This is a genomic window from Mobiluncus holmesii ATCC 35242, from assembly GCF_000185445.1.
Taxonomy (GTDB): Bacteria; Actinomycetota; Actinomycetes; order Actinomycetales; family Actinomycetaceae; genus Mobiluncus; species Mobiluncus curtisii.
Genome location: NZ_GL622346.1, coordinates 460,344 through 486,396, shown reverse-complemented (window position 1 = coordinate 486,396; position 26,053 = coordinate 460,344). Strand labels below are relative to the sequence as shown.

Below are 26,053 nucleotides of genomic sequence, written 5' to 3'. Positions count from 1 at the left end.
CGATGGCGACACAGTCTGAACGGACGCTCGACAAAATCTTAGCAGAGCTAGTGCAATCTGTGGAGTGTTTTCCTCAAGCAACCCTCGAGGGTAATCCGAAGCATCCAACCTGGTCTAGGGTGCCGTCGAAACGGTAGGAACCCCGGTTAGCTCAGGGAACCCCAGAGCCAAATTCATACCTTGCACAGCTGCCGCCGCGGTGCCTTTACCCAAATTATCAATGGCACATTGCGCCACCACCTTGCCGGCGCGCTCATCCACCGCCACTTGGATAGCCGCTTTGGCGCAACCACTCACCATCGACACGGTGGGCCAGATACCCTCAGGTAGAAATTCCAGCAAAGGCTCACTATCGCAAACTTCGTGATATACGCGTCGCAGTTCGCCCAGGTCACTTGCTGCAACCAACGGCGCGGTAACCGTGGCAAGGATACCGCGGTTCATAGGAACCAACACAGGGGTGAAACTGAGGTTAACTTTCGTCGCCCCCGCAACGCGGAAGTTCTGAGCAATTTCGGGGATATGTCGGTGTACGCCAGCCATGGCATACCCTTGCGCATTGCCCAACGCCGCTACCGCCAGCAAGTGAGATTTCATGGCTTTCCCAGCCCCGGAATAACCCACCGCTAGGTTCGCCACGAGGTCAGACGCATCTACCAGTCCTGCCCACACCGCGGGGAGCAACGCCAACGTGACCGCAGTCACATTACACCCCGGAACCGCGATTTCAGAAGCCTGACGCAATATTTCTCGCTGTGCCCGCGCCGAGCTTTCCTTGGCGTGCAATAGTTCTGGCATCGCGTAAGCCCAAGGTTCTTCGGGTTCAGAATGGTAGTAATCCCGCCACGCTGCCGGGTCGGTCAAACGGTGATCCGCCCCGCAATCTATCAACAGGGATTTCACTCCACCATCGCGCAGAGTGCGAGTTACCTGCCCGGAAGCCCCGTGGGGCAACCCCAAGAAGATAACATCATGACCCGCCAGATTCTCAACGTCTGTAGGTTGCAACACCCGTTGCACCAAGGGAAACAGATGGGGGTGATGCTTTCCCAGGGGCTCCCCCGCCGAAGATGCCGCCGTGAGGGCTCCAATTTCGACCTGAGGGTGATTCAACAACAATCGCAACAATTCACCGCCAGCAAAACCGGAAGCTCCCGCCACCGCAACTTTAACCTTTTTACCTGTTACCTCTGCCATACCCACAACTATACATGTTTATTCATATGGTTGCATATTTATGCTAAGAGTTTCGGGAAAATTACGAAGCTGGACGAATAAAACTCCCTCCAGGTTAGTGTCCAGCTATCTTTGCTCCCAGAGATTCCAGCCGATAATGCCGCCACACTTTCCCGCGATTGCCCAGGACATCAGCCTCATAGCGAGACCAAAATCCGTTGCCCTCATGATGCAATACATAAGGTAACCCCTGCGCGTTGCGCCTATCTGAAATAATCGCCACGTGTTCCTTCCACACCACGATGTCGCCCGGCTGCCAGGACGCCACGTCCGTGGTATCTGTGCTCAGGCTCTGGGCGTGACGGTCGAAATAAACAATGAGGTTACGAACGCGCCGATAGTCAATGTCCGGATTGGGAGCCTCGCCCTCAGGAGCCATCGCGGCGTAAGCCTGCGGGTCAGCTCGCCGATCCGCATCAACCAGTTCACGCAAGTCCATTCCCGCAGCTTTAGCGGCATACCACACCACGTCGGTACACACCCCGGTACCGTCGTTAGGCACCCCACCGGGATACACTTTAGAACCGTCATATTTCGGCGCGGTGCCAAGGTACGCAACCGCGCCCGACAGCATCTTTGTCCCTACCGGTCCCGGATGGTTCAGGTTTTGTCCGCCCCAAGCATCATCTAGGCGCCACGGCCCACTAGACCTCCAGTTCGACAACAGGAACACGACACCGCCTGCCAACACGACGATAACCAGCAGCAAAATCGCCAGAGTAACGTAGCATTTTCGACCTCGTGAACTGCGAGCAGTCACTCTAACTCCTTAGTTACACCACCAACCGCGTCCCGCAGCAGTCTGGTCGTGTCTGGTCCGGAGACTCTAACGCAGTGTTGCCTGGCAGGTTTTCTCTACCTTCTTGATGATGCGGTTGCGAGTTTCCTTGATTTCCTGCGGGCTCAGCGTACGGTCAGCGGCACGCAGCCGCAGCGCAAACGCCAGGGATTTTCGACCCTCCCCCAGTTGTTCCACATTCTCAAACACGTCGAACAGGCGCAACTCCTCGACCAGACCTTCGCCGGCTTTGGCAATCGCGTTAGCAACCTTCAGCGCGGGAACGTCTTGCTTCACGACGAACGCCAAGTCTTCCTTAGCGGCGGGGAAAGTCGAGACGGGACACAGCTGGAATGCGTCCTTGGGGCGGGACTTTTCAATCGCATCCAAATCCAGTTCAAATGCACAAGTCCGGGGCGGCAAGCCGAAGTTTTGGCATACCTTGGGGTGTAGCTCACCAGCGTACCCCAGTACTTTCCCACCGGTGAACGCGCCCACACGGATTTGCGCAACTCGTCCGGGATGGAAAGGCGCCGCAATCGCGGCCTGCCCCCCAACACCCAAGGCTTCGGGGCGCACTGCCAACCCTTGCGACACTGCCACGCGAATTGCTAGCTCGATAGCATCCGCCCAATCCCAAGCGCGCGCCGCATCGTGAGGGCTGGCTTCGATGGCGTTTCCTGCCAGCACTGCCGCCACGTGCCAGGGCTGCTTCGGCACTCCTGCCCGCAACGCCTGCATGGCTTCATCACTGGGCTTTTCCTCCACTCCGGGGATGGGCGCCGGAATGACCCCGTGGGCGCTAACGACCTGATCCAGTTCAAAAATTGCCACTCGCGGATTGCCACGGGACACATTTCGCGAGGCTGTGTCCAGCAAGGTATCCAGCAGGGAACTGCGCAATGCCGGGGAATCGTCTGCCAGCGGGTTCGCCAGCTTGACGGTGTCGCGCCGCGGGTCGTCGACCGGCAGCCCCATCAAATCGTGTTCATTGCCCAAGAAGGGGTAAGTCATGACTTCGGTCAAGCCGGCTTCTGCCAGCGTGTCGCTGACTTCCCGACGAGTTCGCAGCGGCGCCGGGTTACCAATTTTGGCAGGTCCGACCGGCACCACGGAAGGAATCTTTTCGTAGCCGTCCAGGCGGGCAATTTCTTCAATCAGGTGGGCAGGACCACCAGCCAAATCGGGTCGCCATGAGGGAGGTACTACCGAGAACGTATCAGCATCGGACTTGGTGACGTTACAGCCTATAGCGCGCAACAGTTCCTCCACACGCTGGGGCGAATACTCCACCCCAATGAGCCGAGTTGCGGCCGTAAAAGGTAAAGCAACGGTCGGTTGGGGTTTGACGTGGTTGACATCAGCAACCCCGGGGTCGATGGTGCCACCACCGTATTCCACCAGTAGCTCGGCCGCATACTGCGCCGCCACCGGGGGGAGTTCCGGATCACTACCGCGCTCAAAACGCTTTGAAGCCTCTGACGGCAGCTTGTGACGGCGCGCCGAGCGAGCCACGGACACCGCGTCAAAATGCGCTGCTTCCAACAGGACATTCGTGGAAGACTCGGTCATCTCAGTGTCCGCGCCCCCCATCACTCCAGCGATGCCAAGTACGCGCGCGCCGTGACCGCCCTGGCAGTCAGTAATCAACAGATCCTCAGCGTCCAAGGTGCGTTCTACGTCGTCCAAGGTAGTGTGCTGTTCTCCTTGGCGGGCTCGGCGCACCACCAAAGGACCGGTCACCTTGTCCAGGTCATAAGCGTGCATGGGCTGTCCCAAGTCCAACATGACATAGTTCGTCACGTCGACTGGCAGGGAAATGGAACGCATTCCCGCCGATTCCAGCCGCGCCACCATCCACTGTGGAGTGGCAGCGTTCGGATTTAGTCCGCGCACTATCCGTGCCACAAACCGGTCGCACCCCACATGACCGCGAATCGGAGCCGCGTCCTCGATTTCGACGGGGAAGCCGGAATCATTGACCGCGGGCAAGCCATTTTTCAGATTTTCAGCCAAACCCCAGTCAGTGAACTTTGCGCCCGTGGAGTGGCTGTATTCACGCCCCACCCCACGCATCGAGAAACAGTAGCCGCGGTCGGGAGTGATATTGATTTCCAGCAGTTCCTGGTTCAGCCCCAGAATGGGCAGCATATCGGTGCCGGGAGCAGGGACTTCCATCCCGCGCTCACCGAGGTATTCCTCCAAGACGATGATGCCATTGGAATCCTGACCCAGCCCCAGCTCACGAGCTGAACAAATCATGCCGTCTGAAATATGACCGTAAGTCTTTCGGGTCGCGATAGCGAAATCGCCAGGCAGCACAGCTCCCGGCAGGGAGACCACCACATGATTGCCTTCCTTGAAATTATGCGCCCCACAAATGATGCTGCGGCTGGGAATATCGGAAGGCTCCTTGCCAGTGCCAGGCGCATCGTTAAATTCCTCGCCCACATCTACCCGGCAGTAGTTGACAGTTTTACCGTTAGAGGCTGTTTCGGGAACCATCGAGACTACCCGACCGCACACCAACGGACCAGTCACTCCTGAAGTGTGGATGGCTTCCTCTTCCAGACCGACCTTTACCAAGTCTTTTGCGAGTTGAGACGCGCTCGTGTCCGCGGGAACTGCCGTCCACCGACGCAACCATTCAATCGAAACAAAAGCCATTTTTAGCGCCCCTTTCCATTCACGCCGAACTGGTCTGAGAATCTCACGTCACCTTCCACGATATCGTGCATATCCTCTATGCCGTGGCGCAGCATCAGCGTGCGCTCAATGCCCATTCCGAAAGCAAATCCTTGATAAACCTCGGTATCAATCCCACAAGCCCGCAGCACATTTGGATTCACCATGCCACAACCACCCCACTCAATCCAGCCGGGCCCACCTTTCTTTTGCGGGAACCACAGGTCGACCTCCGCGGAAGGCTCAGTGAAAGGGAAGAAAGATGGTCTGAACCGGGTTTTTGCCTCCGGACCAAACATGGCACGGGCAAAGTGATCCAAAGTCCCTTTCAAATCCGCCATCGTTAATCCCTGGTCCACTGCCAAGCCCTCTACCTGGTTAAACACTGGGGAGTGGGTGGGGTCTAGCTCGTCGGCACGAAAGACTTTACCGGGAATAGCCACGTAAATCGGCAGCTCGCGGGTGGTCAACAAACGCGCTTGCACCGGTGAAGTATGCGTGCGCAGCACCAGGTTGGCAGGGTTTTCCGCGCTGCCCCCCACGGAGGCGGAATCGATGTAAAGAGTGTCTTGCATCTGGCGCGCCGGATGATCGGCGTCAAAGTTCAACGCATCAAAGTTGAACCACTCGTGTTCTACCTGAGGACCAGCAGCAATATCCCACCCTAAAGACACGAAAAAGTCCGCAACTTCCTCTTCCAGCACCATCAGCGGGTGGCGCGACCCTAGCGGGTGCCGCGCGGACAACACACTCACGTCCACAGTTTCCGCCGCCAAAGCCGCCTCTTGCGCAGCCTCCTGAAGTTCAGTCTGTTTGGCATCCAAAGCTGCTCGAACCCGACCTTGGGCAGCTCCCAAGTTCTGCCCCGCGGTAGCTTTGTCCTGAGAATCGAGCTTCCCGATAAGTTTTTTTGCCTGGGTCAAGGGTGCTTTGTCGCCGTTGTAGCGAGAACGCACCGCCTTTAGTGTCTCCACGTCAGCCGCCGCTGCGATAGCTTGTAACGCCGCGGCGACTTCCCGTTCCAAACCCTCTGTATCCAGCGGACTCAACACGTTTTCGCTCATTTTTCCTCGATTTCTTTGACTCCTAGCCAGCTCAAAACCCCTTCAACTTTAGTCGAAATGCCACTCCGTCCGGTAATCAAGGTGTGCCACGATACTCGCTTGTTCCGCAACTGATCGAGACTAATCGAATGAAAACTGCGGACAAAAAGTAGAAAACAGATGAAAGCGCTACAGAATTGCAGCGTATTGAGATAAATTAGCTATTGTTTTGAGGAAAATCTTTAGTCAAGGATAACCAAAGTGAGAAAAGCCAAGACCGCTGTAGAAACGCAACAATTACAGGCAGAGATTGAGCGTCTCCGCGCTGAACTCGCCGAGCTTCAAGCTGAGAAAGAATCTCAGGAGACAGCTCTCAATGATTTGAACCAGAAGCAATCTTTCACCCAGAGCACTAATGACCCCCTGGCTCGTTGTTTCGGATCGGCAGAAAACGTCCGTGATTCCCTGGGCAAGATTGTGTCCGAATTGGACGCGGGATCCGCTGACACCGCCGAGACACGTCGGGTTATGGCAGAATCGACCCACGATTTGCACGACATGGCTGACGGCGCCCAAGACATTTCGAAAAAGCTGCAAGACATGGGCGGTAATATGGAGGAGCTCTCCAAGGCTTCCGAGTCCATCCATAACTTTGTACAGCAAATCGAGGGTATCGCTTCACAAACGAATTTGCTGGCTCTCAACGCCACTATTGAAGCGGCTCGCGCGGGTGAAGCTGGTCGCGGTTTCGCCGTGGTTGCAGGGGAAGTGCGCACTCTAGCGGAACGCACTGCCAGTGCCACACAAGAAATAGGCGCCTTGGTCAGTTCCATCACCGAGGGCACTTCTATGGCCTTGGAAAACATCACCCAAGCTATTGACGAGTCCAAAGAGTTCGAAGAAAAATCCAGCCAGACTGCGACCGCGGTGGGAGAAAAAGTTTCCTCTATGGCGGACTCGATTGCGCGGGTAACCACGGAATCATTCGTTTCGGTGGTGAAGCTCGATCACTTCATCTTTAAGTTGGGTATTTACCGTCAAATTACCGGAATTTCGGAGCCAAACCCCGAGGGGATTTCCTCCTCCCACACCTGTCGCTTGGGCAAGTGGTATTACGAAGGGCGCGGTCACCTCGATTATTCGGGACAGCCTTGTTTCCAGAAACTGGAGGGCGTTCACGAAGGTACCCATGTCTCCGGCAAGGCCGCGGTCGAAGCCTACATGGCAGGCGACAGCGAACTCATGAAAAAACATCTGCAGACTATGGAGGACAACTCCGCCCAGGTTGGTGCTCTGCTCGATCAGTTGATGTCGAATTAGACAGCCAGTCAGTTTTTTCGTGACGCTTCCCAGATTAAGCCAAAATACTAGGTCATGACCCTGCCCCCCGCTCGTGAAAACCGTAAGGTCAGGTCCCTGCTGCGGAATTGGCTACCCAATCAGCATGGGGCTTGGTTCATTGTCACCGTTCCGGCGCTATTCGGAGCTACGCTGGGCGGATGGGCTTGGCAACAGGCAGTGCTGCTCTCCGCGTGGATGTTTGGTTTCTGCTTTGTGTTTTCGGCACTACGCCTGATTAAGAATCCGCGGAGAAAATCCTTGCGATACCCTGTTATGGTATACGGGATTCTGGTGGGATTACTGGGTCTAGGCGTTCTGGCAGCGCTGCCGCTGCTCTGCTGCTGGATTCCGGCTTTCGCTCTCCTCATCGGGGTGTGGGCTGGTGAAGTGTACCGCGGACGGGAACGTGATTTGGGAGCGCGCCTGACGATTATCCTGGCAGCGGGGCTGATGACCTTGGTCGCCTATCACTGCGGCTTGATGGCAACGGCTTTGCGGATGGGTCAGGACGCGATGTACGGGGTTCGCGAGGCGTCCGCTCTGGGTGGACACGCTTTATCCACTGTTTTACGGGGTTGGACAGCTGCCGCCGCGATAGCAGTGCAACTCACAGCCTATTACGCAGCTTCGGTGCCCTACGTAAAGACGATTTTTCGGCAGCGGGGGAACCGGCGTTTCTTGGCGATTTCGGTCGTCTCGCACGCCCTGGGGTTCACCGCTGCGCTGCTTTCTGCCGCACTGTCTTGGGTATCGCCTTTGGTCGCAGTCGCCTGGCTGGTGACATTAGCACGCTCGATATGGTTCCCCTGGCAGGCACACCGACGCGGCAAGCCCTGGCGACCGCGAGTCATCGGACTGACCGAAGTAGCAATTTCAGTAATGATTTTTGTGGCGGCAGCGCTGTAATAGCCGCCGGAGTCCAGCGTGATGGCAGCTCTCCGCCCAATGACGAGCTTTTCCGCACCAGCCTAACGAATTCTCGACCGTATCCGCGCTAGGGGACCGGGCTCGCCGGCGACAACAGTAATGGCTTGCGGTACGACCTGAAAGACCCAGTGCCGCGCCGCGGCTTCGGGGTCGCCGTCCATCTCCCACACCGCCGGCTTGTGCAACAGGACTTCGAAGCGTTTGCCGCTGAAAAACTCTAGCGTGCTGCGCCGCCCCAGTCTCAAAACCACGTTCTTAACCACGCGCCACCAGCCGCTAATCCCCTGCGGCGCTCCAATGAGCAAATCTAGGGAACCATCAAAAGGCGTGGCTTCAGGGAACAGCTGGATGCCACCGGTCAGCTGAGAAGTATTGCCGACCATGAAAATAATCACGTTGCGTTTCAATACTTGCTTGCCGTCGATGCGGAACCGACACCGCTGCACCGAATTGTTGACCTGCCTAAAAAAGGACATGACGTACGCCACGGGACCGACCACCTTTTTCAGACCCTCATCCACGTGATGCATCACTTCGGCGTCTATCCCGATTCCTGCCATACCAGTGAAATACCAAGGTTTGCGAGAATTTTCGTTATACACCTTGACGATGTCCATCGAGACTTGTTGCCCCGTAAACGCCAGCTCCATGGCAGCTTTCATGTCCAAAGGCACATTGAGGTTTCGCGCCAAAAGATTCGTCGTGCCCGCCGGTAGCACCGCCACCGGAATCTCGCTGTGACGCATCTCGGTGCTGACCACACGCACGGTACCGTCCCCGCCCGCGGCAATAACCAGGTCGGGCTGCAGCTTTCGAGCCTGCGCAGCCATCGCGAAGCCAGGGTCATCGACACTGGTGGTGAGGTATTTCACCACAAAACCGTGCTGTTGTGCCACGGCGCTCAAACTGGTTTTAAACTCGTCTTCGTCCCCGACTTTCACGGGGTTATAGATGGTTACGACTTGACGCAATTTCAGCTCCTGATCTGAAACTTCCTGCCGGCTCAGGCATCATCACGTGAGAACGAATTGTGCATATTGAGGCTGGCGTCAAACAGGACTTTATCCAGCAAGTCATCCGTTTCCCGTTTCAACATGTCAGCAATCTCAGCATTAGCAGCCTCTAGCAGTTCGTAGACGCGAGAGTCTTCCATGTTATTTGCCGCGTCCTCACCCAGCTCAGCCACTGCTCGGTCGGTCCGCGCCACGACCTGTAAAGCCGCCGCCACGACCTTTTGCTGGTAACGCTCGACGTGCGGAATCGTCTGATGATAGTGAGCATCCACCAGAGCCGCAATAATCCGATTCGCCCAATAGTGATTTTCAGTGGTGACTCGCTCGGTTGTCGCCTCCAGGTACTCCGGGGTGTGCCGCACGTTGGCATAGAACGGCACAAGGGCGTTGAACGGCATCGCTCCGTAGGCTATCCAGTTCAGTCCGGTGGTGGTGGCAGGTTTGTCGGGGCGAATCTGGAGTGCTGCCACGAAATTAGTGCGGTTAATCCCAATCGGGCGATACATACCGCGCTGATCAGCCCCACCAATCCGAGCTTGTTCCGCCCTCGCGTAAGGATTAAACGGAGTGCCCTGATAGTGGTAGGACTGAGTGTATTTCACGTCCTCCATAGTGATGAGACGCTCTGGAATCAGGCACCAATCCAAGTCATCTGAATCTGGGCGGGAATCTCCTTGGAAACCAAACCGAGATGCGTCCGTGGGGTTGAGGAATCGTTGCAATGCCCACACTCGTGGCGTGTTATAGGTGTGATCCGAATCCGAACGTGACCCAAAAGCCAGGCGCGGATTGAACCGCTGGACCGGCTGACCGTCGGTTTGTGCAGTGTCCAGATGATTGTCTGCCACAAATTCTCGCAAATCCGGCGAGCACAGGTAATCGCGCCCCTCCCCTAGAGCATCTTCAAAGTCAAAGTCATCGAGGCTGAACTGGTTCGCGATAACCGCATAGCATTCCTCGGGCAAACGCCGCGCCAGCCAGTGATGCCCCCCTACTGTCTCGAGCCACCACACGTCGTCATTATCGGCGAAACCAATGCCATTCATCTCGTAAGTGCCATATTTTTGCAGCAATTCCCCTAACCGCAGCACACCTTCACGAGCTGTCTTAATGTAGGGCAGCACCAACACCACCATGTCTTCTTCTCCGATGCCACCGGGCTGTTCCGGAACGTAGCCGTCCTGGCCCTCAACCCCTTGGGCTTCACGCAACTCAACCAGCGGGTCGACACCCAACACGCGCTCATTCGAGGTCAGCGTCTCGGTGGCAGTCATCGAGACGCGAGCCGAGTTGATTCCCGCACCTGCCCACAGACCCTTATGGGGGCTAGCGTCAGGGAAACGGGTGTAGCGCAAACCAGTCTCCGGTAGGGGGATTTCGACGTGGGACAGGACAGAACGGTAGGTTTTTGGCAAATCCTCCGGGGCAATGACCTCAAATCGTTTCGCTTCAAAAGACCCGTGTCCCGAGTCGTCGGTCCGCGCCATAATTGTCGAACCATCCGCCGAAGCGCGCTTTCCCACCAAAATAGTCGTGCAACCCATGTGTTTTCGCCTTTCTCAAAATTGCTGCCGGACTGTACCCAGTCTGCCAATATCTTAAAACGTTTAGGCATCTGATGCTGAGGAAAAGTCTACCTGAGGAACTATTGCCCGCGACAAAGTCATAGGATGTATAGGGACATAGGGACAGAATCAAGGAGTGACTATGCACAAAGACCATCCAGACATTGGCCCCAAGCCTGGAAAACCTTTTCGCGTCCAGCACGTCCAGCAGTACTTCACAGCCGGACGTCCGCTGACGATGCTGACTGCCTATGATGCGATTACCGCGAGGATTATTGATTCGGCAGAAATTGACATGATTCTGGTCGGTGATTCCTACGGCACCACTATGTTAGGAATGTCCTCCACCGTGGGGGTGACCTTAGACGACATGGTTCGTGCCACTGCCGCGGTCGCCGCAGGGGCTTCACGAGCTCTGGTTGTGGCGGATATGCCTTTCGGGACTTACGAGTCCAGCCCTGCCCAAGCCGTGGATACCGCCGTCGCGCTGGTACGCGCCGGGGCCGCCGCGGTGAAGCTGGAAGGCGGAAGGCGCATCCTGCCCCAGGTCAAAGCCATCGTGAATGCCGGTATCAACGTGATGGGACATCTCGGTTTCACTCCCCAGTCCGAAAACCACCTGGGTGGCAAACGTCTGCAGGGGCGCGCCGATGCTGCTCCAGAGCTGATAGCGGACGCACTGGCCTTGCAAGACGCGGGAGCGTTCTCGATTGTCTTTGAGATGGTTCCCGCCGCGACCACACGCGCTGCAGTCAACCAGCTCAACATTCCCATCATCGGTATCGGCGCTGGTCCGGATGCCGCTGGGCAGGTCCTGGTGTGGACTGATATGGCAGGTATGCAAGACTGGAAGCCTTCATTCGCCCAAGTGTTTGGTCAGGTGGGGGCGGAACTGAAACACGCTGCCCAAAACTACCGTGATGCCGTGGTGAACCGGACTTTCCCGGCTCCCGAAAACTACCATGAGAATTAGGTCGTCCCGCAGAGGCGACTTCCGAACTATTGAATCGAAAGAATTACTACCGTGTTACACAAGAAAACTCGAACTGATGAACTCGCCCGCCGCGCGCCCTTGGGAAACCTGAAACCAGGACGCATTTCCGCTACGTTACCGGTTCCCTCTCACATCGACCGCCCGGAATACATGTTCCATGACGGACCGGAACGGGTCACCGCCTCCGATGTGAAAAGCGAGGAAACAATTGAAAAAATCCGCCAAGCCGGACGTATCGCCGCTGACGCCATCGTGGAAACTGCCAAGCATATCGCTCCTGGGGTGACTACCGATGCTTTGGATCGTGTGGCGCACGAGTTTATTTGTGATCACGGCGCCTACCCGTCTTGCCTGGGCTATATGGGATTCCGCAAATCTATCTGTACCTCGGTCAATGAGTGTATCTGCCACGGCATTCCGGATGACCGACCGCTTGAGGAGGGCGACATCATTAACCTGGACATTACCGCTTATAAGGACGGAGTCCACGGCGATACTTGTGCCATGTTCCCGGTCGGTGAGATTGACCCCGAGTCCCAGCAGCTCATCGACTGCACCAAAGAAGCCATGATGCGCGCCATTAAAGTCTGCAAACCGGGACGCTCCATCAACGTTATCGGGCGAATTATCGAGTCCTATGCCAGCCGTTTTGAATACGGAGTGGTGCAGGATTTCACCGGTCACGGCGTCGGCGAGGCTTTCCACAGCGGGCTGGTTATTCCGCACTACGATTCCCCCCGCTATGACACAATCATGGAAGAAGGCATGGTTTTCACCATTGAACCGATGCTAACTATGGGTTCTATCGCTTGGGAACAGTGGCGGGACGGCTGGACCGTGGTGACCCGCGACCGGGGACGCACTGCCCAGTTTGAACACACCCTCGTGGTGCGCGAGGACGGCGGAGAAATTCTCACCTGGCCCAGCAACCACCAGGATTGATAGTTTGTTATCGCCGGGGTGGATTGACCACTCCCCATGGCTCTGGATTCGGGCTGTAATTTGGTGAAATCACAGCCTTTACCATAGAGTATTTGCCAAGTTCATCCCCCACGCGAAAGGGACTTTTGTGGCAACTGGATTTGGGATTGATGTTGGTGGCTCCGGTATTAAAGGTGCCTATGTAGATTTGGAAACCGGCGATTTTATTGGCGATCGCCTGAGAATTAAAACTCCCGCACATTCGACCCCACAGGCCGTGGCGGAAGTATGCCGTCAAATCATTGAGGAAAAGGGCGTTCCTGAGGACATGCCTTTGGGGCTGACAATTCCGGCTCCGGTTAAGAATGATTTGGTTCCGTTTATTGCTAATCTCGACCAGGGATGGGCTGGCATTGATGTCCGTGTCCTGTTGCGCAAGTACACCGGTCACATGGTCAAGTGCGTGAATGACGCAGATGCTGCGGGTTACGCAGAAGTTCGTTACGGCGCGGCGCGCGATGTGCCCGGTCTGGTCATCGTCACCACCTTGGGCACTGGAATTGGCACCGCTCTCATTTATAACGGGATTCTGGTTCCTAACAGCGAACTGGGACATATCGAGATTGATGGCAAAGACGCGGAGAGTCGCGCTTCTTCCGGCGTGAAAGCAGCCAAGAAACTGTCCTTTAAGCAGTGGTCGAAGCGTCTGCAAAAATATTATTCAACGATGGAGATGCTATTCAGCCCGGACCTGTTCGTGGTTGGCGGTGGAGTCTCTCGTCAGCACAACAAGTTCTTGCCGCTGCTGGATTTGAAAACCCCGATTATCCCTGCCCAGCTACGTAACCAAGCTGGCATCGCGGGGGCTGCCGCGCTGGCGGCTGGAGTCTGAGCCGAGCTTACTAATGTTTCGCTCCGGGATGCTGCGGCGTCCCGGAGCGTTTTGCATTTGGCATTGCCGCCGAACCAGGAACTTCCGTTGCCCGGAGAGGCCGTCTCCCCCACTTGTGCCCCCGCAGTTGCGAACCGGTTGATTTGAGCGGAAAAGCCGGGCGTAAGCCGGATTCTGTAACGCGCTTTGTTGCCGCCGCGCGCCGGTAGCCATTTCTCTGGAAGGCCAGTTACCCGACCTCTCTAGCAGCCTACCCGCAGGCTTTGAACGGGCCGCCCAGCCTGCTGCTTGGCCTTGCTCCGGGTGGGGTTTACCCTGCCACGACTGTCACCAGCCGCGCGGTGAGCTCTTACCTCACCTTTTCACCCTTACCTCACCGTGCATAAGCCCGGTGGGGCGGTTTCGCTTTCTGTGGCACTGTCCCGAGGGTCGCCCCTGGTGGCCGTTAGCCATCACCCTGCCCTGTGGAGTCCGGACTTTCCTCGAGCTTATCGAATGACTCGCCCGCGACTACCTGCCCGGCTTTTCCGCCCGATTATTGTACTACTTACGCACCAAAATGACTTCGTGGTCCTCGCTGACGATGACATCATCGGGAGCGGCGACGTTTAAACGCGAAATTTCTGCCATCGAAAATTCCAAATCCATCCCGACTGACTGGTTGCCACTAACCGCTACGACCCCGATTCCGCCGGTCGCCCGCTTGCAAGTTTCGTATTCCCGCAGCAAATCCGCGGGTATCGTGGCGACCAGTTCGTCTCGCTCGGTTTGCTGTCCGACCAGTTCCTGCTGCAGTTCACCGGCAACGCTGCCCGCTTCGGTTTGCGCTTCGTCGAGCTCAACAGCCAGCTCCGCGCGACGGTTTTCCACCAGTTTTACTTTTTTGCTGGCACGTTCTAACGCATCCAATGCGTCCAGGGCACTATCTTCCAGTTCCCCCTGACGAGTCGCCAGCTGAGCGAGTTCGGCTTGGATGCGTTCCATTTCTTTGGGGCTCATCTGACCCGAATCCAAGCGTTCACGTTGAGTTTTCGCCCGCTCCTGGACCTTGCTGACCTCTCCTTCGGCTTGCTTCAAAGCCCGGTTCAAGTCGTTGCGGGCGGAAGTAGCCAAAGCCAACTTGGTACGCAGTTCATCTTGCTCAACCTTGATTTGTTCGGCGCGCACCGCTGCCGGAATGCTGGCCAGAGAGTGTTTCAAACCGGCAATCTTTCGATCCAGGACCTGCAGGTCCAAAAGTTTTTCTTGGTCTTCGGGCGCAGCTTTCATTGACTTCTTCCTTGGGTCTATGTGGTCTTTTAGTAAATCTTAACGCGATTACAGCTAATAGTTTACCGAACTGCAACCGGCATCGTCCGGCGTAGTCTCCTCGTCGGCAACGGTGGGGATATAGGCGTCCCAGGGTTCGGAAATAACCGTGCTGATTTTAGTTTCCAGGGGTTTGCCGATTTCACCTGCCCACAGGTTCAACGCTGTTTCTAAACGGGGCAGCCACATCCATTCACTGGCCCAATGCGACGGCATGATGAGGGCGGGAGCCCCGTCCATCTCCAGGAAATCCAGCGCTGGGTGGTGGCGCAAATCGGCGGTCACGAACACATCTGCGCCGGCATCTAAGGCTGCGGGCAACAGGGATTGACCCGATCCGCCGCTGACCGCCACCGTCTTGACTGGGCGGTCAGACTCCCCTGCCACCAGTAAACCTGCTGGCGAACTGGGCAATAGGTTCGCTAGGCGGCTGGCGACCTCCCCCACAGTGGTGGGCGTGACCGGACCAACTCGTCCGATGCCCAAGGACGTGTCGGCGGGGGCGGGCTGCAGCGGCCGCCAGGTCTGCGGGTCCAGCCCCGCTGCTTGGGCCAGGGCTTCCGCGACCCCATCGTGTGCCGAGTCCGCGTTGGTGTGGGCGTTAAACAGGGCAGCCCCGCCACGAATCAGGCGATGCACCACCCGACCTTTGGCAGTATCCGTGGACACGAAAGAAGTGCCACGCAGGAACAGGGGGTGGTGCGTAATGACCAGCTGGGCACCCCACTCGAGGGCCTCGTCCACGACCGGCTCGACAGGATCCACCGCGAGCAGAATTCGCGTCACCGGGTCGCCCCGATCCCCGCAAATCAGCCCGACCCGGTCCCAATCTTCCTGCAGCTCGGGCGCAAAATGCGCGTCCATCCACTCACATAGGTCACAAACAGTCAATGCCTCATTGCTCATGCGTCCATCATACCGGGTGGTGGCATTAATTACATATGAAAGTTACGAAAAGAAAAAGCTGAAACTATAATCCTGGAATTAAGAAAAAGATTCTCTGATTATCCATTTTACAGGCCTTGATAATTTCCTGCTGGGATTTCTTCATGCTCTCGCTTATATTATATAACCTCGGTTCTTTGACAAAGAAGTTATGCTGTTCAGCAGTCTCTCCAACACTCCAAGAGGCTCCGTTTTCAAAAGAGAACAGATCATTCGTAAAATTTGCTTCTTCAGGTAATACTATACCGTAATTTTGTCCACTCTGGGAATCGGTTAAGCAGATTGCATTACCTGATTCAATCATTTTTAACTCCCCATGACCAAGATCCGTAAATTGAGAGAGTTGTTTACTCCATGCGTAATAAATCATTCCGTCCGTATCGTGTTTTTCGATTCCAAAATCCATAATATGACCGGTATCGGAATTTCTATTTTCAGTTTCGGGATGAGCAGCGGTATCGTTTACCTCCACGGAACAAGCCGTCAATGACAAAAACACAACTAGAATAAAGCCAACGAATGCATAAGATGGGAGTTTTACATCAAACACTTTATCCTAGTTTCACAGTTGCGCCTGTTACCTGTTCTGCTTTAGATATCGTTGTAAAGTAAGAGTGAGAAGTTCCATCCGACATTGTAACGAGTCCTCCGTGTATACCTGCCGCCCCACCGCTGCTAAACCATGGACCACCGGAATCTCCACCCAACGTAACGCCTCTCTTCGTGTACATCATTCCACATCCTGCAGTACCTCCACAAACGTACCCTGATACAAAGTCGTAAATCCTTCGCGAGGATGTTTCTCCCTTAAAGGCAAGCTTTTGCCCTATAGAAGGTGTAAACTTCCACGTTACAGTGGTTAACCCCCCGTTGGGGAGGCTCCAGAATATAGGTGAAGTCACATATCCCGCGGCAGAGAGAAACCCGGCATCAGCTGTATGATTTTTTACTCTGGTAACCCTTTTCAAGGAAATGTTCGAATTTTCCATCCCTTAAACTATCGGTGAGGTTCCGACCAAACAATGACCAGCTGTAAGAATTCCACTAGAATATCCTGATTTTGAAGCAGTGAAACCTGTGGTGCAATATCCAATATCACTACCAGAGATACGACCGCCACCGTAAAGCGCCTGCTCTTCGCGGCTAACATTGCCTATATTCATGTCGATTTTGAGCTTTGCGAGGAGTTTAGGATTATCTGTGTTTAACAATTTTGAGCCAAGGTTTGTGGCGCTTCTATCCTGTAAATCGTCAGAAATAGACTCTAGACCAAAAATCAAATCTGATTTGAGTTTTTGCTGCACAGAGTTATCAATTTGTAAACCTATACTAGGGGTAGTCGGATCAATGGTCGTAAATACGGAATCCGAATCTATTACCCCGACAGCGCTTTCAACATGCCGAACCAGAAAGGGCGCTGCATCGAATAATTCTTTTTGTGAATAACCAGTATTCTCATCAACTTTGAAGTCAGTCGCAAACTTTTTGGCAGCGAGTTCTGCTTCTAGGGGCATCCCACCTTTCACTCCCATAACGAATTTATTCGTTTCTTGATCCCACTTACCAAAAGAAAATATTTCAGGATACTTTTGCTCGAATCTGGTCATAAAATCCTGTGAATTGATTGAATCCTTTACCAGTGAAGTATCGCCTACACCCAATGCCGGAGCATTCCCAAGACAAACCAGAGAAAATCCTATTACCAAAATAGGTATTATTTTGTAATACATCGTATCCTCCTCAGCTTTAGGAAACACATTTAAAATGTTACAGTTATGTCACACATTCCGTCAATGCTTTTATAATCCCCTAGCATTGCATTGAGCGACTTATGCTCATCTTACAAATCCAGCAATCTTGGTATGATTCAACAGTGGTCGATTATTCACCGATGAAATTCCTGCAAGCAGCCGCTTTGCGACACCCTGGGCGCACTTCGATGATTTGGATTGCCCAGGGAATCAGCGCCGAGACCATCGCTGAACCCAGTTTTGCCCCGCCGACTTGGAACGTGGCACAGACGCTGGCACGCGCCACCAGGCTGGCAGCCCAGTTTCGGTCTTGGGGCGTCGTTCCCGGCGAGCGCGTGGTTGTCATCGGGAAAAACTCCCCGTGGCATTTGCTGACTTTCGTGGCTGCCGCCGCCATTCCGGCGATTACAGTGCCCTTGGATCAAAACCTCCCCGCCCCGGAGTTAGCGAAAATCCTGGCGCATTGTGAACCGAAAATCATTATTTGTGACCCCACCCAGAACGAAAAACTGGCGGACTGCGACCCCACCGCGACTCCTCGCCCCCGCCTGGTGACGTACTCTGACCTGGAGGATTGCCTAGATCCACGCGACGACTCGACCCCACCCGTGACGTTGGCGCTCGCGGCCACCAAAATGCTGGACGACCTGCCCGAATGCGGGGACGATGTACCCGGCGCGATTATCTATACCTCCGGCACCTCCGCTCACCCGAAAGGCACCCTGCTGACGTACAAAAACCTATGGTGGGGCTGCACGAATTTCCGCGAAGTTTTCGAGTATTCTGCTGCCACCGTCGAGGCGGTCACGGCTCCCCTGTCACATATCGGCGGGTTCAACGGCACGACGACGGATATTTTTTCCCACGGCGGTACGGTCGTTATTTTTGAGAAGTTCGATGCGGCCGCTATCCTCGCCGCTATCGAGAAGTATCGGGTCCAGATGATGTTCGCGGTGCCGACCATGTACCGGATGCTGGTGCGCGAGGTCCGGCAGGCGGCGCAATCCGGGCGCCCAGTGGACACCTCTCGGTTTACAAAAGCCCTGGTGGGCGGCGCGCCGTGGGATGAGCAGCTGGCCGCTGACATGATTGGCTTAGGGTGGAACCCCATCAACATTTGGGGCATGACCGAGCAAAGCGCTTCAGGAGCCGCCTTGACCACGGATGTCATGGCGGGGCGCGAACTGGTAGTGGGTCGGGCGTTTCCGCATATTGAGCTGCGCGCTGTTGACGGTGCGGGAAATCCGGTCAAACCTGGAGTGATTGGCCAGCTGGAATGCCGCGGCCCCAGCGTGACGCGGGAATACTTCCGAAATCCGGAACTGAACGCCGCCCTGATTGACCCGCAAACGGGCTGGTTACGGACCGGGGATTTGGGATTTTTTGATGCAGACAGTTTCCTTCACCTGGTGGGACGCCTGACTGACACGATTAACTCCGGCGGGGAAAAGGTCTTTTCCCAGCGGGTCGCCGCGGTGCTCTCGCGTCATCCGGGGGTGTCAGAAGCGCGGGTCGTTGGGGTTCCCGACCCGACTTGGGGTGAAATCGTGGCAGCGGTGGTGGTACAAACCCCCGACACTCACGAAAACGCGGAACCGCTCAGTTTGGAACAACTCCAAGACTTCGCCCGCCCTTACCTGACGAAAGCGGAACTCCCCCGAGCCTTGCGCCTCGTGAGCCGCATCCCACTGAACTCAAACGGCAAACCTGACCGGCAAGGACTTTTGGCACTGTTCCAATAACCCCCAAAGCGACCGCCCGCGCACTCAAGCGCACGATTGCCGCTGTTTTTCCCGTTCCACAACCGCTTCGGCTTCCTGACGAGCCGGGGGACGGTCCTGTTCCAGATGCGCGAACTGGGGCGGAATGCAACGTTCGTAGTGCCGCATCGCCTGTGCCCACAGCTTGCCGGCACGGTACGAGGAGCGCACCAGCGGTCCTGACATGCAGGCGGCGAACCCCATGTCCAACGCCAGCTCCTTGAGTCGCACAAATTCTTCAGGCTTGACCCAGCGCACCACCGGCAGGTACCGCTCGGAGGGGCGCAGGTATTGGGTCAGGGTTAAGATGTCTACCCCCGCGTTCAGCATATCGCGCATGGTCGCTTCGATTTCCTCGGGTTCTTCGCCCAGCCCCAGCATCAGGTTCGACTTCGTGATTAGCCCGAACTGTTTGGCTTGGGTGATGACGTCCAGGGAACGCGCGTAGGTGAAGGCGGGACGCACCGTATGCATCAGGCGCGCCACCGTTTCCAAGTTATGACCAAAGACTTGGGGGTCGCTGGCAAAAATTTCCTCCAGCGCGACCGATTTACCTTGAAAATCATCGACCAGCAGTTCCACTCCGGTTTCGGGGCACAGCGCGCGAAGCTGGCGCACCGACTCTGCATAGAGCCACGACGCCCCGTTTTCCAGGTCATCACGAGACACCCCGGTGACCGTCACGTACTTCAGCCCCAGATGCTTGACAGTTTCCGCGAGACGACGCGGTTCGTCGCGGTCATACCCCTCCGGTTTACCCGAAGCCACATCGCAAAACCCGCACCGCCGGGTACACACTGCCCCGCCAATCAGGAAAGTCGCCTCCCGGTCCTCCCAGCATTCAAAAATGTTGGGGCATCCCGCCTCGGCGCAAACCGTGTGCAGTCCCGCTCCCTGCATGAGGGAACGCATTTCCTGGTATTCCGTCCCAGCTTTTGCCACCACCCGCAGCCAACGCGGATGATCTTCACGGGGTTTGCGCGCGTTCGCCACTTCCAGGCGCAGCGGTTTTCGGTGCTGCGCGGACTCCAGCGTGGACATGGCGGCTCTCTCTCAGTCGGTTTGGGGACACTCTCTGTCCATTTTACCCACGTTTTCTGCCTGCCTCACGCCCGTTCCTGCGATAGGACACACGCGACAAAAACAATCCGGGAACCTCACCACGCGGTGAAGCTCCCGGAAAGTCTGTTGACCCGATCGGGCTAGTGCGCTACGAACACCGGATTGTCAGCGAAAGCCTCGTCAGCAGCGGTGTTGGCAGCGATGTAACCAAAGACCAGCGCCGCCCCGATGGAGGTGCCTCCGGCCGTGTAGGTGTGACCGATGACCGACTTGGTCGTGTTGCCGGCCGCCATCAGACCGGGGATAACACTGCCGTCTTCACGAGTGACGCGGGCTTTGGTGTCGATGACCAGACCGCCTGCCGTGCCAATGTCGCCGGGATAGACCTGGGTGGCATAGAACGGACCCTTTTCCAAGCGTCCCAGCGAGGGGTTCGGGTGATGGTAACGATTGGCATAGAACTTGTCGTGTTCGTTTTCGCCGCGGTGGAAGTCCTCGTCGATGCCGCGGTCGGCGAAACCGTTGAACCGCTCAATCGTCTCCGCCAGGACTGCTGATGGCACGTCGATGGCTTCAGCCAGCTCATCCAGGGTGTCGCGACGTACCAGGGCACCGGATTCGTAATAAACGTCAGGCAGCTCCACCCGTGGCATATGACCGTAGGCAAAGAAGTATTTGTCACGGAACTGCTGATCGAAAATCAGCCATGCCGGCATGTTCTCAGCGTCGCCCTCGCCTTTCCCAAAGACACCACCATACAGACCTTGACCAGCCGCGCAATAGGGCAGGGCTTCGTTCATGAACCGCTTACCCTTGCCGTTGACCATCAGGGTGTGCGGCAGGGAGCGGTCGGGAATGATGAAGCGTTCCTCGTCCTCAATCACGATGGGCCGGAACCCTTCGGTGCGCGGCAGCTTAATGACCGGCGACCAGATGGCGTCAGCCATGTTGTCGATGGCTGCGCCATGCTTCATGCCCAGTTCGATGCCGTCGCCCGTGTTGCCTTCCACGCCTACGGTCCAGGTGCCGGTGATGGGATGACGCTGGTACTTTTGCCGCATGACTTCGTTGCGTTCAAAGCCACCACAAGCCAGGATGACGCCGTGGGTCGCGTTGATTGGGTACCGGGTGCCATTGTGTTCCAGCACGACACCGGTCACGCGCTGCTCACCTTTGCCTTTCTTGCCCGCGTCGCCGTCTCCGATGAGGAAGTCGACCAGGGCGTTTTGCAGTTTCACTTCCACTCCCTCACGTAGGACGGAGTACATAATGGCAGCGGTCAAGCCCGCGCCCATAGTGAGCGGGCGGGTGCCTTTGGCGTAATGTTTCAGGTTGCGCCACAACAGTTTCATGCCACGTATCCAGGGACGAGGGTCGGTCATTGCCAGCAGCAAATCGGCCGAATCATAAGAGTTCATGTCCACCGGAGACATCGGGCGGAAGTACGCCTTGACGTGCGTTTTCTCCCACGGCCCCAACAGGCGAGAATCGAAAGCGCCTGCTTCAACGCCACGCCCGGTTTTTGCCGCGCCCGGTGCATCCAACCAATAGTCGGGGTAGCCTTCCATCCGCCTAAACTCCAGGTGGGGGCACGAAGCGGTGAGGAAGTCCATGCACTTCTTGCCTTCCTCCAGGAAGGTGTCAATCATTTCATCGCTGGTGCAGTCCCCCACGGTCGCTTTCATATACTGGCGACCCAGGTCAGTGGAATCCGAGCCCCCGAGTCGAGCGAAAACGTTATTACCGGGTACCCACACCATGCCGGCAGATTTGGAGGTCGAACCTCCCCACTGATCGCTTTTTTCGACCATCAAAACTTTCAGACCACGCCTCGCGGCAGTCAGAGAAGCGGACAGACCGGCAGCTCCGGAACCAACGACGATGACGTCATAAGTATCTTTGCTGGGACGGCCAAAGGGCTTAAGAGCTGAAGACTTCTTTGTGTTCATAAGCTAAATGCTAGACCACTTCGTTGGTTCGCGTCAGGGTCTTCGGTCCCTAAATTTCTGAAAACGGAGCCAGCAAGGGGGTGAGTTTCACGGCGAGCTGGTCCACCACGACTTTTGCGGCGGTGTCGAAGTCCGTCTCGATCCCCTCCTCAAACAGGGAGGTGACCCCGGCATCGTTGAGACCGCAAGGAATAATCCCCGTAAACGCGTGGCTGAAATCCGGGTGAATGTTGAGCGCCAACCCGTGCAGGGTCGCGTTTTGCACGACTTTCAACCCGATGGCACACAGTTTGCGGTCGCGTCCCGTCCCCTGCTCAGCTGCGGTGCGCCCCGCGGCGTCACGGTAACGCAGCCACACTCCCGCGCGACCCTGCACAATCTCAACGTCCAGACCCCAAGTGCCGCGAACCGCGTCAATGACCGCTCCCTCCACCGCGCGAATGTAGGCAATCAGGTCCACCGGCTCACGTAGCCTCACCACCGGATAGATCACCAGCTGACCCGGACCGTGCCAGGTGAGCGACCCGGCCCGGTCGGTGCGAATGACCGGCAAGTCTTTGTTGATGAGGTCACTGTCGTGGGTGTTGCGTCCGGCGGTATAGGTCGGTTCGAACTGTCCCAAGATTAGGGTGTGGTCCAGTTCCCCATCACGTACCCGCGCCCAAGTCTCACGCTGAATCCGATCCGCTTCCTGATAAGACACCAGCCCTCTGGGCAGCAAATTTTCCACTCGCACGGGGTTTACTCTATCGCGTCGGGGGTGTTCGAGCGCGAACCGGACATCTGGGCAGGGTTTTGCCCGCAATCTGGCAGGAAATTACGGCTAAAAGCCATCACAAAGGGGGTTAAGACAAATCTGGAAATAACTCGCCTATAGTCAATAATTAAACTTTCATGATCAATGTATTGAATCTGCCTGGTGATTTGCCTCCTACCATTGGCGATAATATTATTAACAAAGGTATTCTGTAGCAATCCTTGCAATGCCGACAAAAAAGGGAATAATAGAAAAAGATCCAAAATAACCGATATCTGATATGCACTAATTGTGTTAATGTTATCAAAAAGGAATTCCGGAGAAGTGGTTGAACCGTATTCACCAAAGGCGTGACAAAACGGGCCACAAGCGTGCGATAAACAAGTGCTTAATGATAGCAACTAGATTAGTATACAATCTGATTGAGGCTTTATTAAACATTTTACAGTACCGCACGTAGTGAATGGTGCGTTGCCAGCGTTTGTATCACTAAGGTAAAGAGCAAAATTGATACCCAACAAATAAGGATTAGCGGCATTACATACATAAAATCCGCTATAGTTGAGGTTTTCGCCACAGAAGAGCATCGATATGCTGTAAATAGTAGACTGAGCAAAGTCAATAATAAAGAAACCAGTTGAGTAGATAAAACCGTAGCTAATCCAAAGCTAAGGATATCCTTATTATCTACTCCCAGGGCATGTAGTTGTTGACATTGCTTTCTACGAGCGATTTCCTCACTTATCGTTAATTGCAATAAGGCTATCAAAGTCATGATAAGTATGACACCGAACATGCCGACATTACCTCTGAAAGCAAGTACGTGCCGCATATTTTGCAAGTACTTAGCATAGCCATACCTAGTAAGTACTTTAACTTCAGAGTTGACAGACTTTGCAATATCTTGTGACATCTGAGGGGTAATTCCGCGGGCAAATACCATTGTTTCTGTATTCTTGGACTTCGCAAATTTCGGGAAATGAGAAAGCATCGACCAATCTATAAAGTAACCTTCATGTACGGAGTCGTGGAGAAGAGCAGTCACAGTTAATTCAAAAGATTCACCATTTTCATTATATATAGTAACCTTATCCCCAATAACACTACCAGATATACTGCTGGCCACATTTGTATTTCCAACGTTATCTAATTGTCCTTGAATAAGTTTTTGATTTAAAAGATTAAAGTTTTCCTTAAAATCAACATAGTAAAGGCTATAATATCCTCGCTTATCCGTTATTAGCCTTTCACGTATGCGTGATACATCCGCAGATTTCGCTGATACTAGATCATAGATTTTATTAGCATCCGCTGACCCTTCTGTAATGAATACCGAAGAAGCCTTTGAACTGTTGTAAAAATCTTGATACAGCATCTCTGACGTCGGAAAGTCCAGGGCCATAAAAGTGCCAACAATCCCAAGACATATAATAGGCGGTGCCGCGTAATGTGAAAACCTAAATACATTCTTTTGACTTACTTGAGATACTAATAAACCAATGCCGGGTCTCAACAGTCCAATAGCGTTACCTATCAGTTTAGATACAATCGGGATAAACAATGGTGCAACTAACAAAATAGCTATAACTATCATCAGTGGTACAAGTAATATGTACAAACCACCAAAAGCATCTAGATTCACTGCAAAAAGAAAAATCCCAATAGCTAAAGCCAGCAAAACCCTCCACACAACCGTAACCGGAGAAATCCTCTTTATAGCGCTTTTTGTTTCTTTTTCACTCCCCACCTTTATTGTCGCAAAATATCCAGCAACAGCACACTCAAATATGACTAGCCCTACCACAAATAAGACCTGCATAAAATTGAATTCATATGTTACGTGTAGGCTCTTTCCAAAAAATCCAATAGCACTTAAAAAGTGTAACTGCGGTATAGAGAAAAAGCTACCAATTACGGCGGACGGGATACCCACAAACAAGCCAAGCGCGAAAGCCTCAAAAGCAATTAGCGAGTTTAATTGCGTTTTGGAAGCTCCGGACAGCTTTAATAATTGAATTTCTTCACTACGAAGTTGTACCACCTGCACTATAGCGGAGAATATAAGAAAAGAACTCAGTACTAACAGAATAATCCCCAAGAAAAACAATACCCCTCTTAAAGGAATCAATTCCAGGCTTACTTCTTCCGAGGAGACACCATCAACATGAACTAGTGCAGGATTTGACAGATTCATACCTAAGGCAACTTGTGCTGAAGAAAGTATGGTGACGATGCTAATCGTTACGGCACAGCTGAGGTATAGGGATTTATGACCTTTTAATAGTCTAGTGGCTAATTTTGCGAGCTCAAGCATTTGCGTTCTCCATATCTAGCAGGATATTGGATATTTCTTGCGCCGACTGATAGTTCCCTTGCTGTACTATCCTACCGTCATAGAGGAACAACACCTTCGCCGCCGCTGCCGCCACCATCGGATCATGCGTCACCATCAACACGGTCGCCCCGGTTTTATTTAGCTCCGTCAGATTCGAGATAACCTCTTTACTGGATTTACTATCCAAAGCACCCGTCGGCTCATCAGCAAACACTACCTCCCGCTTACTCGCAATCGCCCGCGCAATAGCAACACGCTGCTGCTGACCGCCTGAAAGCTCATCAGGAAAACGCGACGCAAAAGACCCCAGATTAACACTCTCCAAAGCAGCCATCACCGCGTCCCTACTCAAACGCTGATGATTAAAATACGCCGGCAAACGCACATTATCCACCACATTAATCGCATCCACCAGATTATACTCCTGAAACACAAATCCCCAGTCCGTCCGGCGCAACCGATTAAGCACAGACTGCTTCACTCGTGTTGTATCCTTCCCCTTATAAAGAACCTCACCACCCGTCGGAGACAATAATCCCGCAATACATTTCAGCAACGTAGTCTTCCCCGACCCAGACGGCCCCATAATCGCCAAATAATCACCCGACTCCACCGTATAACTTACCCCCTTCAAAATATCACTCTGCTTAGAATGATAACGAAAAGAAATATTATTAATATCAAACAAAGCCATTTAAACCTTCCTTTCCAATTCGAGATACTCTTTTAATAGATGCTGGTCTGTGCATGTTTCCAATCTACCACCACTAGAAGCGAGTTCTAGGAGATTA

At 54.5% G+C, this 26,053-nt stretch carries 21 protein-coding genes and 1 other RNA gene; 6 read left to right on the top strand and 16 right to left on the bottom strand.

Annotated elements, in window-relative coordinates; all coding sequences use genetic code 11:
• Positions 1-114: 114 nt before the first annotated feature.
• The 4 genes from argC to pheS form a co-directional block, all read right to left on the bottom strand.
• Entirely contained in the window at positions 115-1,197 is a 1,083-nt protein-coding gene (argC, locus tag HMPREF0576_RS02040) for an N-acetyl-gamma-glutamyl-phosphate reductase (RefSeq protein WP_004010512.1), read from the bottom strand.
• A gap of 94 nt (positions 1,198-1,291) precedes the next feature.
• Positions 1,292-1,996 carry a DUF1287 domain-containing protein gene (locus tag HMPREF0576_RS02035; RefSeq protein ID WP_004010511.1) on the bottom strand — a complete coding sequence of 235 codons (705 nt, stop codon included), beginning with the start codon at positions 1,994-1,996 and terminating at the stop codon, positions 1,292-1,294.
• A 66-nt stretch (positions 1,997-2,062) separates the two neighbouring features.
• A complete protein-coding gene (pheT, locus tag HMPREF0576_RS02030) occupies positions 2,063-4,681 on the bottom strand; it encodes a phenylalanine--tRNA ligase subunit beta (protein ID WP_004010510.1) in 2,619 nt (872 codons plus the stop codon).
• Positions 4,682-4,683: 2 nt separating this feature from the next.
• On the bottom strand, positions 4,684-5,763 hold the full coding sequence (gene pheS / locus HMPREF0576_RS02025; protein ID WP_004010509.1) for a phenylalanine--tRNA ligase subunit alpha: 1,080 nt from the start codon (positions 5,761-5,763) through the stop codon (positions 4,684-4,686).
• A gap of 240 nt (positions 5,764-6,003) precedes the next feature.
• Here pheS and HMPREF0576_RS02020 point away from each other — a divergent pair, with 240 nt between their 5' ends.
• Both HMPREF0576_RS02020 and HMPREF0576_RS02015 read left to right on the top strand, forming a co-directional pair.
• Positions 6,004-7,062, top strand: a complete 1,059-nt coding sequence (locus HMPREF0576_RS02020) for a methyl-accepting chemotaxis protein (protein WP_004010508.1) — start codon at positions 6,004-6,006, stop codon at positions 7,060-7,062.
• A 54-nt stretch (positions 7,063-7,116) separates the two neighbouring features.
• Positions 7,117-7,989, top strand: a complete 873-nt coding sequence (locus tag HMPREF0576_RS02015) for a YwiC-like family protein (protein WP_004010507.1) — start codon at positions 7,117-7,119, stop codon at positions 7,987-7,989.
• Positions 7,990-8,051: 62 nt separating this feature from the next.
• Here the strand turns inward: HMPREF0576_RS02015 and HMPREF0576_RS02010 are convergent, their stop codons facing one another.
• Together HMPREF0576_RS02010 and HMPREF0576_RS02005 are read right to left on the bottom strand one after the other, a co-directional pair.
• Positions 8,052-8,981, bottom strand: a complete 930-nt coding sequence (locus HMPREF0576_RS02010) for a diacylglycerol/lipid kinase family protein (RefSeq protein WP_004010506.1) — start codon at positions 8,979-8,981, stop codon at positions 8,052-8,054.
• Between the two features lie 32 nt (positions 8,982-9,013).
• Positions 9,014-10,567 carry a C69 family dipeptidase gene (locus HMPREF0576_RS02005; RefSeq protein ID WP_004010505.1) on the bottom strand — a complete coding sequence of 518 codons (1,554 nt, stop codon included), beginning with the start codon at positions 10,565-10,567 and terminating at the stop codon, positions 9,014-9,016.
• A gap of 163 nt (positions 10,568-10,730) precedes the next feature.
• Between HMPREF0576_RS02005 and panB the strand changes: the two genes are divergently transcribed.
• The 3 genes from panB (at position 10,731) to ppgK (ending at position 13,395) form a co-directional block, all read left to right on the top strand.
• Positions 10,731-11,561, top strand: a complete 831-nt coding sequence (gene panB, locus HMPREF0576_RS02000) for a 3-methyl-2-oxobutanoate hydroxymethyltransferase (RefSeq protein WP_004010504.1) — start codon at positions 10,731-10,733, stop codon at positions 11,559-11,561.
• Positions 11,562-11,612: 51 nt separating this feature from the next.
• Positions 11,613-12,524: a type I methionyl aminopeptidase gene (gene map, locus HMPREF0576_RS01995; protein ID WP_004008072.1), complete on the top strand. Its 912-nt coding sequence runs from the start codon at positions 11,613-11,615 to the stop codon at positions 12,522-12,524.
• 127 nt (positions 12,525-12,651) lie between these two features.
• Positions 12,652-13,395, top strand: coding sequence for a polyphosphate--glucose phosphotransferase (gene ppgK / locus HMPREF0576_RS01990; protein ID WP_004008073.1), 744 nt, complete (start codon positions 12,652-12,654; stop codon positions 13,393-13,395).
• A 148-nt stretch (positions 13,396-13,543) separates the two neighbouring features.
• Here ppgK and rnpB read toward each other — a convergent pair.
• From rnpB to HMPREF0576_RS01970, 5 genes are all read right to left on the bottom strand, one after another.
• Positions 13,544-13,921, bottom strand: an RNA gene (rnpB, locus tag HMPREF0576_RS09010) — RNase P RNA component class A.
• A 17-nt stretch (positions 13,922-13,938) separates the two neighbouring features.
• Entirely contained in the window at positions 13,939-14,664 is a 726-nt protein-coding gene (locus HMPREF0576_RS01985) for a zinc ribbon domain-containing protein (protein ID WP_004008074.1), read from the bottom strand.
• Positions 14,665-14,718: 54 nt separating this feature from the next.
• Complete coding sequence (locus HMPREF0576_RS01980) at positions 14,719-15,609, bottom strand: Nif3-like dinuclear metal center hexameric protein (protein WP_004008075.1); 891 nt, start codon at positions 15,607-15,609, stop codon at positions 14,719-14,721.
• Positions 15,610-15,673: 64 nt separating this feature from the next.
• Positions 15,674-16,198 (bottom strand): hypothetical protein, encoded by a 525-nt coding sequence (locus HMPREF0576_RS01975; protein ID WP_236585903.1) that lies wholly within the window; start codon positions 16,196-16,198, stop codon positions 15,674-15,676.
• 442 nt (positions 16,199-16,640) lie between these two features.
• Positions 16,641-17,378, bottom strand: a complete 738-nt coding sequence (locus HMPREF0576_RS01970) for a S1 family peptidase (protein ID WP_245527306.1) — start codon at positions 17,376-17,378, stop codon at positions 16,641-16,643.
• A gap of 143 nt (positions 17,379-17,521) precedes the next feature.
• On the opposite strand from HMPREF0576_RS01970, the gene HMPREF0576_RS01965 reads away from it, so the two are divergent.
• Entirely contained in the window at positions 17,522-19,141 is a 1,620-nt protein-coding gene (locus HMPREF0576_RS01965; RefSeq protein WP_236585905.1) for a class I adenylate-forming enzyme family protein, read from the top strand.
• A 24-nt stretch (positions 19,142-19,165) separates the two neighbouring features.
• Here the strand turns inward: HMPREF0576_RS01965 and lipA are convergent, their stop codons facing one another.
• From lipA to HMPREF0576_RS01940, 5 genes are all read right to left on the bottom strand, one after another.
• A complete protein-coding gene (gene lipA, locus HMPREF0576_RS01960) occupies positions 19,166-20,200 on the bottom strand; it encodes a lipoyl synthase (protein ID WP_004008079.1) in 1,035 nt (344 codons plus the stop codon).
• Positions 20,201-20,361: 161 nt separating this feature from the next.
• Positions 20,362-22,170 (bottom strand): FAD-dependent oxidoreductase, encoded by a 1,809-nt coding sequence (locus HMPREF0576_RS01955; protein ID WP_004010501.1) that lies wholly within the window; start codon positions 22,168-22,170, stop codon positions 20,362-20,364.
• Positions 22,171-22,219: 49 nt separating this feature from the next.
• Positions 22,220-22,906: a lipoyl(octanoyl) transferase LipB gene (lipB, locus tag HMPREF0576_RS01950; protein ID WP_004010500.1), complete on the bottom strand. Its 687-nt coding sequence runs from the start codon at positions 22,904-22,906 to the stop codon at positions 22,220-22,222.
• A 463-nt stretch (positions 22,907-23,369) separates the two neighbouring features.
• On the bottom strand, positions 23,370-25,241 hold the full coding sequence (locus HMPREF0576_RS01945) for an FtsX-like permease family protein (protein WP_004010499.1): 1,872 nt from the start codon (positions 25,239-25,241) through the stop codon (positions 23,370-23,372).
• Positions 25,234-25,956, bottom strand: coding sequence for an ABC transporter ATP-binding protein (locus HMPREF0576_RS01940; RefSeq protein ID WP_004010498.1), 723 nt, complete (start codon positions 25,954-25,956; stop codon positions 25,234-25,236). The genes HMPREF0576_RS01945 and HMPREF0576_RS01940 overlap by 8 nt, the downstream gene beginning before the upstream one ends.
• Positions 25,957-26,053 lie beyond the last annotated feature (97 nt).

Excerpts from the sequence above, each read along its gene's own strand:
- pheS (WP_004010509.1), bottom strand. The coding sequence starts at position 5,763 with ATGAGCGAAAACGTGTTGAGTCCGCTGGATACAGAGGGTTTGGAACGG.
- HMPREF0576_RS01955 (WP_004010501.1), bottom strand. The coding sequence starts at position 22,170 with ATGAACACAAAGAAGTCTTCAGCTCTTAAGCCCTTTGGCCGTCCCAGC.
- panB (WP_004010504.1), top strand. The coding sequence starts at position 10,731 with ATGCACAAAGACCATCCAGACATTGGCCCCAAGCCTGGAAAACCTTTT.
- HMPREF0576_RS01985 (WP_004008074.1), bottom strand. The coding sequence starts at position 14,664 with ATGAAAGCTGCGCCCGAAGACCAAGAAAAACTTTTGGACCTGCAGGTC.
- HMPREF0576_RS02015 (WP_004010507.1), top strand. The coding sequence starts at position 7,117 with ATGACCCTGCCCCCCGCTCGTGAAAACCGTAAGGTCAGGTCCCTGCTG.
- HMPREF0576_RS01970 (WP_245527306.1), bottom strand. The coding sequence starts at position 17,378 with ATGTATTACAAAATAATACCTATTTTGGTAATAGGATTTTCTCTGGTT.
- lipA (WP_004008079.1), bottom strand. The coding sequence starts at position 20,200 with ATGTCCACGCTGGAGTCCGCGCAGCACCGAAAACCGCTGCGCCTGGAA.
- HMPREF0576_RS01940 (WP_004010498.1), bottom strand. The coding sequence starts at position 25,956 with ATGGCTTTGTTTGATATTAATAATATTTCTTTTCGTTATCATTCTAAG.
- HMPREF0576_RS02005 (WP_004010505.1), bottom strand. The coding sequence starts at position 10,567 with ATGGGTTGCACGACTATTTTGGTGGGAAAGCGCGCTTCGGCGGATGGT.
- HMPREF0576_RS01980 (WP_004008075.1), bottom strand. The coding sequence starts at position 15,609 with ATGAGCAATGAGGCATTGACTGTTTGTGACCTATGTGAGTGGATGGAC.
- argC (WP_004010512.1), bottom strand. The coding sequence starts at position 1,197 with ATGGCAGAGGTAACAGGTAAAAAGGTTAAAGTTGCGGTGGCGGGAGCT.
- HMPREF0576_RS01945 (WP_004010499.1), bottom strand. The coding sequence starts at position 25,241 with ATGCTTGAGCTCGCAAAATTAGCCACTAGACTATTAAAAGGTCATAAA.
- pheT (WP_004010510.1), bottom strand. The coding sequence starts at position 4,681 with ATGGCTTTTGTTTCGATTGAATGGTTGCGTCGGTGGACGGCAGTTCCC.